The organism is Dyella silvatica (assembly GCF_026283955.1).
GTDB lineage: Bacteria > Pseudomonadota > Gammaproteobacteria > Xanthomonadales > Rhodanobacteraceae > Dyella_C > Dyella_C silvatica.
In genome coordinates, this window is sequence record NZ_JAPDPE010000150.1 from 1 (window position 1) to 11,594 (window position 11,594).

Annotated in this window: 8 protein-coding genes; 4 read left to right on the top strand and 4 right to left on the bottom strand. The window is 61.9% G+C overall.

Annotated elements, in window-relative coordinates:
- The 3 genes from OUZ52_RS20715 to OUZ52_RS20725 all read right to left on the bottom strand — a co-directional run.
- The coding region (locus OUZ52_RS20715) for a TolC family protein (RefSeq protein WP_266160455.1) at positions 1 to 718 on the bottom strand (718 nt) is incomplete at its 3' end.
- Between the two features lies 1 nt (position 719).
- A complete protein-coding gene (locus OUZ52_RS20720) occupies positions 720 to 3,914 on the bottom strand; it encodes an efflux RND transporter permease subunit (RefSeq protein ID WP_266160456.1) in 3,195 nt (1,064 codons plus the stop codon).
- 122 nt (positions 3,915 to 4,036) lie between these two features.
- Complete coding sequence (locus OUZ52_RS20725; RefSeq protein ID WP_266160457.1) at positions 4,037 to 5,230, bottom strand: efflux RND transporter periplasmic adaptor subunit; 1,194 nt, start codon at positions 5,228 to 5,230, stop codon at positions 4,037 to 4,039.
- Between the two features lie 144 nt (positions 5,231 to 5,374).
- Between OUZ52_RS20725 and OUZ52_RS20730 the strand changes: the two genes are divergently transcribed.
- A complete protein-coding gene (locus OUZ52_RS20730) occupies positions 5,375 to 6,358 on the top strand; it encodes a LysR family transcriptional regulator (RefSeq protein WP_266160458.1) in 984 nt (327 codons plus the stop codon).
- 77 nt (positions 6,359 to 6,435) lie between these two features.
- Here OUZ52_RS20730 and OUZ52_RS20735 read toward each other — a convergent pair whose 3' ends face one another.
- Positions 6,436 to 7,233, bottom strand: a complete 798-nt coding sequence (locus tag OUZ52_RS20735) for an undecaprenyl-diphosphate phosphatase (protein ID WP_266160459.1) — start codon at positions 7,231 to 7,233, stop codon at positions 6,436 to 6,438.
- Between the two features lie 556 nt (positions 7,234 to 7,789).
- Here OUZ52_RS20735 and glnA point away from each other — a divergent pair.
- The 3 genes from glnA to OUZ52_RS20750 all read left to right on the top strand — a co-directional run.
- Positions 7,790 to 9,199: a type I glutamate--ammonia ligase gene (glnA, locus tag OUZ52_RS20740; protein WP_266160460.1), complete on the top strand. Its 1,410-nt coding sequence runs from the start codon at positions 7,790 to 7,792 to the stop codon at positions 9,197 to 9,199.
- A 174-nt stretch (positions 9,200 to 9,373) separates the two neighbouring features.
- A complete protein-coding gene (locus OUZ52_RS20745; protein ID WP_266160461.1) occupies positions 9,374 to 10,378 on the top strand; it encodes a two-component system sensor histidine kinase NtrB in 1,005 nt (334 codons plus the stop codon).
- Positions 10,371 to 11,594, top strand: a 1,224-nt coding sequence (locus tag OUZ52_RS20750) for a sigma 54-interacting transcriptional regulator (RefSeq protein ID WP_266160462.1), incomplete at its 3' end; no start/stop codon positions are given. The genes OUZ52_RS20745 and OUZ52_RS20750, both read left to right, overlap by 8 nt.

Below are 11,594 nucleotides of genomic sequence, written 5' to 3' on the forward strand. Positions count from 1 at the left end.
TGCCAATATCCATGCGTGCACGGATCAAGCGCATCGATTCGCGCTGGTTGTCGATGTCGCGGTTAGCCACCTCGATACGCAACTGGGTACCACGCAGGTCAAAGTAATAGCGCGCTACTTCAGCAAACAAGGTCACCTGGGCATCTTGCAGCGAGGCCTCGCTGGCAGCGGCCTCGGCGCCAGCCGCCTCGACCGAGCGGCGTATGCCACCGAACAGGTCCAGCTCCCAGCTGGCATCAAAGCCCGCCTGGTAGGTTTTGCTGGTGACGCGTTTATCGGTCACACCAGGCACCTGACCGCGGCTGCGGGTGAAATTGGCATCCGCGTCGATGGTCGGTATCTGGTCGGCGCGAGCGGTGCCGAGCAGGGCGCGGGCTTCTTTCAGGCGAGCCAGGGCAATTTTCAGATCCGGGCTGTTCTTCGCCGCACGCTGGATCAGCGTATCCAGGGTCGGGTCATTGAACTGCTGCCACCAACTGGCCTGAAAGCTTTTTGCCTGGAAATTTTGCGCGGCGTCCGCGCCTTGCAGTGCCAATGGCTTTTCCACCGGCCGGTGATAATCCGGCCCCACGCTGGCACAGCCGGCCAACAGCAGCCCGGCGAAAAGGGCCGTCCAACGGCTGGTCCGCCCCTTGCCCCCGAGGGGAGCAAGGTTGGCATAGGCAGCGGGGATTCGCTTGGACTTGCTCATAGCGGCAGCGGCTTTAACGATGCGCATATCAATGCTCCTCTAACGCGGGCAGTTGCCCATGCGCGGCTTTGCGCGCCTTGCGGTTTGCCGAGACCTTTTCAGTCCAGCCACGAATCATCACGTAGAACAGTGGGGTGAAGATCAGGCCGAAGAAGGTCACCCCGAGCATGCCGGAGAACACCGCCACACCCATCGCATGACGCATCTCGGCGCCCGCACCATGTGAGGTCACCAGCGGCACCACGCCCATGATGAAGGCGAACGAGGTCATCAGGATCGGGCGCAGTCGCAAACGCGCGGCTTCCAATACCGCCTGTACGCGATCCATGCCGTCGAGGATTTGCGCCTCACGGGCAAACTCGACGATCAGAATGGCGTTCTTGCAAGCCAAGCCCACCAGCACGATCAAACCAATCTGGGTAAAGATGTTGTTGTCGCCGCCCGACAGCCACACGCCTGAGATCGCGGACAGCAACACCATCGGCACAATCAGGATCACCGCCAGCGGCAGGGCCAGGCTTTCATACAGCGAAGCCAGTACCAGGAACACCAGTAGCACGCACAACGGGAACACCAGCATCGCGGTATTGCCGGCGAGGATCTGCTGATACGTCAGCTCGGTCCATTCGAAGGTCATGCCGTTGGGCAGGTTGTCCGCCGCCAGCTTTTCGATGGCCGCCTGTGCCTGGCCGCTGCTATAGCCAGGCGCCGGGCCACCATTGATCTCAGCGGTGGGATAACCGTTGTAGTGCATCACTCGCTCGGGGCCCACGCTTTGGCGTACGGTGACAAACGATCCCAGGGGCACCGGTTCGCCGTTCGCATTGCGTGTTTTCAGCTGCAGAATGTCACTGGCTTCGTGGCGGAAACTCGGCTCGGCCGACACATTCACCTGATAGGTGCGGCCGAAACGATTGAAGTCATTGACATAGAGCGAGCCGAGATAAGCCTGCATGGTCTGGTAGACATCGGCCAGATCCACGCCTTCGGCTTTCGCTTTTTCGCGATCTACGTCGGCATCGATCTGCGGCACGCTGACCTGATAGCTGGAGAACAGACCCGCCAGCGTCGGCACTTTCTGGCTTGCGGCAATCAGGTTCTGCGTTTGCTTGTACAGCTCCTCGAAGCCTTGATCGCTACGGTCTTCCACTTGCAGGCGGAAACCACCGATGGTGCCCAGGCCATTGACCGGCGGCGGCGGGAAGATCGCGATGTAGGCATCCTGGATTGCCGCGTATTTCTGCTGCAAGGCACCGGTAATCGCACCGGCCGACAACGACGGATCGCGCCGTTCTTCAAACGGCTTCAATGTCACGAACACGATGCCGGAGTTGGTGCTGTTGGTAAAACCGTTGATCGACAGGCCGGGGAAGGCCACCGCGCTTTCCACGCCCGGCTGCTTCAGGGCGATGTCGCTCATGCGGCGAATCACATCTTCCGAGCGATCCAGCGAAGCGGCATCCGGTAGCTGTGCAAACGACACCAGATATTGCTTGTCCTGCGGCGGCACGAAGCCAGTCGGTACGTGCGCAAAACCAAACACGCCCAACAAGACCAGGCCGCCATAAATCACCAGCGCAATACCGCTGGAGCGCAGGATGCGCTTTACACCGCCGACATAACCATTCGCGCTATTGATGAACATGCGGTTGAACGGACGGAACAACCAGCCGAACAAGCGCTCGATCCAGATACTGAGCTTGTCTTTGGGCGCATCGCGGTCTTTCAACAGCAGTGCCGACAGTGCCGGACTCAGGGTCAACGAGTTGAAGGCCGAGATCACCGTGGAGATCGCAATCGTCAGCGCGAACTGGCGGTAGAACTGACCGGTCAGGCCGCTGATAAAGGCCGCCGGCACGAACACCGCGCACAACACCAGTGCGGTGGCGACAATCGGCCCGGTGACTTCTTTCATCGCCTTGCGCGTGGCTTCTTTGGGCGACAAACCATGCTCGATATGACGTTCGACGTTCTCCACCACCACGATCGCGTCATCCACCACGATGCCAATCGCCAGCACCAGGCCAAACAACGACAAGGCGTTGAGTGAGAATCCGGCCAGGTACATCACCGCAAACGTACCGATCAACGATACCGGCACCGCTACCAGCGGAATGATCGAGGCGCGCCAGGTCTGCAAGAACAGCAGCACCACCAACACCACCAGGGCGATGGCTTCGAACAGGGTGTGCACCACCGCATCGATCGAGCCGCGCACAAACACGGTCGGGTCATAGACGATGCTGAAGTCGACTCCCTGGGGGAAATCTTTCTTCAGATCTGCCATCAGTGCGCGCACTTCGTCGGAGATCTGGATGGCGTTGGAGCCGGGCCGCGCAAAGATCGGCAAGGCCACTGCCGGCTGGTTGTTCAACAGACTGCGCAGGGCATAGTTGCTTGAGCCCAGTTCGACCCGGGCCACATCGCGTAGATGGGTAACCGAGCCGCTGGCTTCGGTGCGCACGATGATGTTGAGGAAATCTTCCTCGTTGATCAAACGACCCTGGGTATTGATGTTGAGCTGGAAGGCTGAGCTGTTGGGTCCGGGCGGTGCGTTCAGCGCACCGGCGGCCACGGCGACGTTCTGCTCTTGGATGGCGTGAATGACGTCGCCGGTGGTGAGCTGGCGTATCGCCAGGCGCTGCGGATCCAGCCACACACGCATGCTGTACTCGCCGGCACCGAAGATCTGCACATCGCCGACACCGTTGAGGCGAGCGAGCTGATCCTTGATATGCAGGCGCGCATAGTTCGACAGATACAGCATGTCGTAGCGCTGATCCGGCGAGGTGATATGTACCACCATGGTCAGGTCGGGCGAGCTCTTCTGTGTGGTGATACCGAGTCGCTGCACTTCTTGCGGCAGCTTGCTGAGTGCCTGCGACACACGGTTTTGCACCTGCACCTGGGCGTTGTCCAGATCAGTGCCCAGCGCGAAGGTCACAGTCAGCGTCATGGCGCCATCGCTGGTTGCCTGTGACGAGGTGTAGAGCATGTTCTCGACGCCGTTGATCTGTTCTTCCAACGGCGTGGCGACGGTTTCCGCGATCACTTTGGGGTTGGCGCCCGGATAGCTGGCACGCACCACCACGGTGGGCGGAACCACTTCCGGATATTCGCTGATCGGCAGCTTGAACAGCGAGATGCCGCCGGCGATCACGATCAGCACGGAGAGGACGGCGGCCAGAATCGGCCGGTCCACGAAAAATTGAGCGATCTTCATCGAATCTGTCCTGATGGTTTTTGGTCCCTCCCGTCGTAGGTAACGGGAGGCCGGAAAGGCCCGCGGACGCGCCGCTTAGCTCTTCCCAACCCCTGCCTGCGAAGCAGGCAAGGGCTACATCGTTATTTCTCTGCCGCGACTTTGGGCGCGCCACCGGCCTGAGCGAGCTGCTTGGTCGGATCGGTGCTGCGGGTTTCCATCGCTACCTTGGTCGGGGTGACTTCGGCTCCCGGGCGCACGTGCTGCAAGCCATTGACCACCACGACATCGTTGACGCCGAGGCCGTCGTCGATCACCCGCAGGCCATCGAGCAACGGGCCGGTGGTGACGCGGCGGTATTCCACCTTGCGGTCTTTGCTCACCACATAGACGTATTTGTTGCCGAGGTCGGTGGCTACCGCGCGGTCGTCGATCAGGGTGCGCGGGTGTTTGCTGTCGCTGCGCAGTTGCAGCTTCACAAACAAGCCCGGGGTGTAGCGGGCATCGGCGTTATCGAACACCGCACGCAAGCGGATGGTGCCGGAGCCCGCCCGCACCTGGTTATCGACAAAGTCGATGCGGCCGGTGTGCGGAAACCCGCTTTCGTTGGCCAGCGCCATCGAGACCTGTGGTGCGTTGCCACGTTCGCGGTGAATCTGGTCGAGCTTGAGGAAGCTGTGCTCATCCACGTCGAAGTAAGCGTAGATCGGATTCACGCTAACCACCCGAGTCAGCACATCGGTGCTGGTCACCAGGTTGCCTGGGGTCACCAGCGCATTGCTGACGCGGCCATCGATCGGCGCGCGCACTTCGGTGAACTCGCGATTGAGCCGGGCGGCGGCCAACGCGGCGGCGGTCGCGGCCACCTGCGACTTGGCGCTTTGTGCAGCGGTGCTCAGCCGCTCGGCTTCTTCCCGCGCCACCGCATGCTGGTCGAGCAGGCGCTGGCCACGGTCGGCATTGGACTGCGCCAGGGTCTGTTCGGCCTGGGCCTGGCTCAGATTGGCGCTCAACCGGTCCACTTCCGCCTGATAGGGGCGGGGGTCGATGCGGAACAGCAGCTGTCCCTTATGTACGGTTGCGCCTTCCTGGAAGTTGATCGAGTCGACATAGCCGCTGACCCGCGGACGCAGTTCGATCGTGTCGATCGCCTGCAGGCGGCCGGTGAACTCATCGGCATCGTCCACCTGGCGTAACAACACTTGGGCTACAGTTACCGCCGGCGGCCCGCCAGCCGAAGCGGCCTGGGCGTGAGTATTGCCGCGGCCGCCAAGCACCGCCCAGCTGCCAGCCACCGCTACGACGGCGAGAGTGGCGAAGATCCATTGCTTTTTCATCATGCGCTCCAATGAATTATTGGACCGGGCCGTACAGCACCGGCAGAGGCGCGAGAGAATAGGTGTACTTCGAGGTATAGAAAATCCGTTTCTTGTGCAATGCAATAGTGACTGAAAATCACGAATGGGTTCAGAATTGCCGCTATGAATGACTCCTCCACCGATTTTTCCGCCATCGCGGCCTTTGTCCGCGTGGTCGAAGCCAAGAGCTTTGCAGCCGCCGCCGCGCAACTAGGCATGACCCCCTCGGGGGTCAGCCGAGCGGTGTCGCGCCTGGAAGAGCAGCTTGGTGCACGGCTGTTGTTTCGTTCCACCCGTTCCATGCGGTTGACCGACGATGGCGCTGCTTTTCACGCACGTTGCAAGGAGATCCTTGCCGATCTGACCGAGGCGACCGAAGCCTTGGGACATGCCAACCGCAAACCGTCAGGCAAGCTGCGGGTCGGGGTGTCGGTGTCAGTGGGCCGCGCCGCGCTGATTCCCAACCTCCGCGACTTCGAGGCACGTTACCCGGATATCCGGCTTGAACTGGCGATGAGCGACTTCCCGCATGATCTCAACGGGGAAGGGGTGGATTGCGCGATTCGCATGGGTCAGCTGGAAGATTCCAGTCTCATTGCCCGCAAGATCGGCTATTTCCGCAACGTCGTGCTGGCCTCGCCGGAGTATCTGCAACGCCATGGCGCGCCGCGGGCCATCGAAGACCTCAAGCGGCACCGCTGTATTAACTATGTCTACCCCAATGGCCGGCCGCGCCAATGGCAGTTCGACACGCCGAGCGGGCAGGTCGAGGTGGATATCGATGCGCACATGCTGATCAACGACGGCGAATCGGTGATCCAGGCAGCGGTCGCCGGGCTGGGCATCATCCAGGCTCCGCATCTGCTGGCCGCCTGCATGCTCGATCTGGGCAAGCTCGAACTGGTGATGACCGACACGATCTCCACCGGTAAGCCGGTGTGGATCGTCTATCCGCAGAAGAAGCATCTCTCGGGGCGTGTGCAGGCCTTTATCGAATGGGTGCGCGAGCTGTTCGAGCGGACCAACGAGCCGGGTTGCCTGAAGCAGGCGCTATTGGCCGAGGCAACGCAGCCTGAGCCGATCGCCCGGCCGCGCTTGAGCGCATGAACCTGGCGGCGGCACACCTTTAAGAAGCGCGGCTGCAGAATTCTTCAGATGTCGCCAGCAGCGCGGCGGCTACCCTCTCACGCTCCCGCCGGCATCAGCAGCAACAGCGCAACGCCCAGCGCGATGCGATAAATCGCAAACGGAGTGAAGCGGTGGCTGCGGATATAGCCAAGCAGCCATTTCACCGCGACAAAGGCGACGATAGCCGAGACTACGAAGCCGACAGCCAGCGCCGTCCAGTCTTCATGCGCCACGCCACCGCCCTTGGCCACTTTCAACAGCTCGTAGCCGGTCGCGGCATACATGGTCGGAATGCCGACCAGAAAAGCGAACTCGGTAGCCGCCGCGCGGTTGCTGGTACCGGCGAGCATGGCGGTGAAAATCGTCGCCGCCGAACGCGAGGTGCCGGGGAACACCCCGGCGATGATTTGCGCGATGCCGACCAGGATCGCCACCCGCCAGGTGACTTCGCTGCGGTCGAGCTGCCGTGCCGCCAGGCGTTCGGCACCGAGCATCCACACGCCGCCGATCACCAGCGCCCAGGCCACCGGGGTCACCGCTTCGGGCAGTTTGAAACCGAGATGGGTGACCAGAAAGCCCAGCGCCGCGGTAATCGCGAAGGCCACGAACAGCTTCAGCAGATAGTCGCGGTTGACCGGGTCGCGCCACTGGGTAAACAACTGCCAGATGCGCTTCCAGTAAATAAAGGTGACGGCGAGAATCGCGCCTGCCTGAATGCCCACATTGAACAATTCGGAGCGTTCGCCTAGCCCGAGTTTTTCGGCGATCAGCAAATGGCCGGTGCTGGAGATCGGCAAGAACTCGGTGATGCCCTCGATGATGCCGAGCAAGATGACGTGGAAGAGATCGTTCACGAGGACATGGGCTCCGCTAAGGGTCAGGGAATGGCCGGCTTGTCGTCCGGCAGAGGCGGCATAGCTTACGGTGATAAGCCGTACCGGGGATGACCGTCTATTTACCCGAGCTGGCTCATGGCTTTCTTAGTACGCCGTCATGGGGATGAGGGATGGCGGCGAGGCCGGCCCCTGCCAGCCTTCCCCTGTGAGCGGGGAACGGCTGGGAGAGCGCGCCTTGGTGCAAGGTGGTCCTGTCCGGGCTCTTGCCGTGTTGGTGACACTGATTTGCAAACTCGGCCAGGCAGCCTGATCGATATCGTCATGGCGGCGACAGCGGCTTTACCCCGGTTTTGGGTGTAATTTCGGCGCTGGACCAGCGGTTGGCGTCGCCGCCACCGGGTGCTTTGTTATGGTGCTTTAAGCTATTGGCGTAGCACCATGATGGTGCTTTATGATGTTGCTACTTATGGCTATCCCGTGCTTAAAGCTTGATCTGCCGCGTTTTCTACGCATGGCATGAGCATTGCTAAGAGAGATGGGACTTACGCTCTTCTATCCCTATCGAGGTTTTTCCATGTCTGCTCAGAAAGTGCTCGACCTGATCCAGGAACACGAGGTCGAGTTTGTCGACCTGCGCTTTGCCGACATGCTCGGCAAACATCATCACGTGACGTTCCCGTCGCATGCCATCGATGAGTCGACCTTCGAAGACGGCAAGATGTTCGACGGCTCCTCGATTGCCGGCTGGAAGGGCATCAACGAGTCGGACATGATTCTGCTGCCTGACCCGGATACCGCTCATCTCGATCCGTTCAGTGCACACACCCAGCTGATCCTGCATTGCGATGTGCTGGAGCCGAGCACGATGCAGGCTTATGGCCGCGATCCTCGCTCGATCGCCAAGCGCGGCGAAGCGTTCCTGAAATCCACCGGTATTGCCGACACCGCTTTCTTCGGTCCTGAGCCCGAGTTCTTCATTTTCGACTCGGTGCGCTGGCAGAACGATATGGGCCGTGTGTTCTATGAAATCGGCTCCGAAGAAGCCGCATGGAGCTCGCGCTACAAGTACGACAACAACAACACCGGCCATCGCCCAGGCGTGAAGGGCGGCTATTTCCCGGTCAGCCCGGTCGATTCGCTGGGCGACCTGCGCGCCGACATGTGCAAAGTGCTGGAGTCGCTCGGCCAGAAGGTCGAAGTGCACCATCACGAAGTGGCCAATGCAGGCCAGTGCGAGATTGGCGTGCGCTTTAACACGCTGGTGCAGAAGGCCGACGAGCTGATGACGATGAAATACGTCATCAAGAACGTCGCTCACCAGAACGGCAAGACCGTGACCTTCATGCCTAAGCCCATCGTTGGCGACAACGGCAGCGGCATGCATGTGCACCAGTCGTTGAGCAAGGACGGCAACAACCTGTTCGCCGGTGACCTCTACGGCGGCCTGTCGCAGACCGCGCTGTGGTACATCGGCGGCATCTTCAAGCACGCCAAGGCGATCAATGCCTTCGCCAACTCGACCACCAACAGCTACAAGCGCCTGGTACCGGGCTTCGAAGCGCCGGTGATGCTGGCCTATTCGGCTCGTAACCGTTCGGCCAGCTGCCGCAGTCCGTACGTGGCCAGCCCGAAGGGTCGCCGCATCGAAGTGCGCTTCCCCGATCCGATGCAGTCGGGTTACCTGACCTTCACCGCACTGATGATGGCCGGCCTCGACGGCATCATTAACAAGATCGATCCGGGCGCACCCGCCGACAAGGATTTGTACGATCTGCCGCCGGAAGAAGAAAAGAACATCCCGCAGGTTTGCTCCAGTCTCGACGCCGCACTCGAAGCGCTGGACAAGGATCGTGACTTCCTCAAGGCCGGCGGCGTGTTCACCGACGACTTCATCGATGCCTACATCGGCGTGAAGATGCAGGAAGTGACGCGCTACCGCGCCAGCACGCATCCGCTGGAATTCCAGATGTACTACGCGCTCTGATGGCCGCGTAGCAGGACAAGAAAACAACGGGCGCCCTGGCGCCCGTTGTTGTTTCAGCCGCAGCTGTGCAGACAACGTAGTGATCCACGCATTGCGCTCGTGCTTGCACCTGCCTACATTGGTGCAATGCATGCACCTGATTCGCCCAAGATTGACGTGCTTACTGATCAGCTCATGCTCGAACTGCCCAAGCTCGATGCCTTAGTTACGGGTCTAGCCGTGCTCGACGCTCAGTTGCGACTGGAGTGGATGAACCCAGCGCTGGGCGAAATGCTGGATACCGGGCCGCGTACCGCGATCGGGCAGACGTTGGAGTCGCTGCTGCGCGAGCCGTCGCTGACCGCGCCTGCGCAGCGGGCCTTGAGTGAGCGGCGGGTATTGCAATTGCGGGCGATCAAACTGCATAGCGGGCATGACCGCGAGTGGCTGGCCGACCTCGCCTTGCAGCCGTTGGCCGATGGGCGCTTGGTGGTCGAGGTGCATGTGCTGGCCGCCGAGCCAGTGGCGTCGGGCATGCCGTTATCGGCTTCCCTGCGTGGCTTTGCGCACGAGGTGAAGAACCCGCTGGCGGGCTTGCGTGGCGCAGCGCAGCTGTTGCAGCGCCGGGTCGGCGACGAAGATCTCAAAGCGCTGGCCGGCATGGTGATTGTCGAAGCGGATCGGCTCACCGCATTGGCCAATCGCTTGCTGCATCACGATGGCGCGCCACGGCTGGGGCCGGTGAATATCCATGAGCGGCTGGAGCAGCTAAGCGACTTGCTGCAAGCGGAGCCTTCGCCGATCCGCCTGCGTCACGACTACGACCCCAGTTTGCCCGACGTGCTGGGCGATGCCGATCGCCTGCAACAACTGTTGCTCAACCTGGCCCGCAATGCGATTGAAGCCGGAGCACTGAGCTTGACCCTTCGCACCCGCGTTGAGCACGGCGTGCGCCTGGGTGAACGGGTGCTGCGCACCGCGCTGCGGTTCGATGCCATCGATGATGGCCCCGGTGTGCCGGCGGCCTTGCGCAGTACCTTGTTCGAGCCGCTGGTATCTGGCCGCGCCGATGGCAGTGGCCTGGGGCTGGCGCTGGCGCGCGAGATTGCCCGCGACCATGGCGGCGAATTGCGCTACACCAGTCGGCCGGGCGAAACGACCTTCACGCTGTATTTGCCGCTGGAGCGCGTGCATGACTGATCCCATCGCCAAGACGATCTGGATTGCCGACGACGACCGCGGGGTGCGTTTCGTGCTGGCCGAGGCACTGCGCGATGCCGGTCATATCGTGCGTGAGTTCGGCGATACCGATGCCGTGCGCGAGGCGCTGCGTACCGATCGGCCCGCGGTGCTGCTTACCGATGTGCACATGCCGGGCGAAGATGGCCTGGCCTTGCTGGCGGCGTTACAGGCGCAGGGCATCGGGCCGGTCATCGTCATGAGCGCTTACACCGACGTCGCCACCACCGCGGCGGCATATCGCGCCGGCGCGGTGGATTACCTGGCCAAGCCGTTCGACCTCGATCAGGCGGTGACCGCGGTGGAGCGGGCGTTGGCCGAAGTATCGGCGCTGAGCACGCCGGCCCCGGCCGCCGTAGTGCCGGGCCATGCATTGCTCGGCGAAAGCGCGGCGATGCGTGAAGTCTTTCGCTTGATCGGTCGCGTCGCCGCCAGTGACTTGAATGTACTGATTACCGGCGAGACCGGCACCGGCAAAGAACTGGTGGCGCGCGCCTTGCACGAGGAAAGCGCCCGCCGCGGCAAGCCGTTTGTGGCGCTCAATACAGCGGCGATTCCCAGTGAATTGCTGGAAAGCGAGTTGTTCGGCCACGAGGCCGGCGCCTTCACCGGCGCTACCCGCCGTCACCCCGGCCGCTTCGAACAGGCCGAAGGTGGCACCCTGTTCCTGGATGAGATCGGCGATATGCCGCTGGCCTTGCAGACGCGTTTGTTGCGCGTACTGGCCGGCGGCGAGTTTTACCGGGTCGGTGGACGCGAACTGATTCGCGGCAATGTGCGCATCGTGGCCGCCACCCATCAGGATCTAGACGAGCGGGTTGCGGCAGGGCTGTTTCGTGCCGATTTGAAACATCGGTTGGATGTGGTGCGTATCGCGCTGCCCGCCTTGCGCACGCGCCGCAGCGACATCCCTCTGTTGGCGCGGCATTTCATTGCCTCGGCCGCGCGCGAATTGAATTTGCCGGCCAAGCGCTTTTCGCGTGCGGCGCTAAAACTGATTGAGCGGCGCGATTACCCGGGCAATGTGCGCGAGCTGGAAAACCTGTGCCGCCGACTGACGGTGATTGCGCCCGGCGTGGAGATTCTGCCGGCGGATCTCGGCGATGGGCCGGTAGCGGCCAGCGGTCACGACTGGACCGATGCGCTGCGGGACTGGGCCGGGCAGGCACTGAATGCG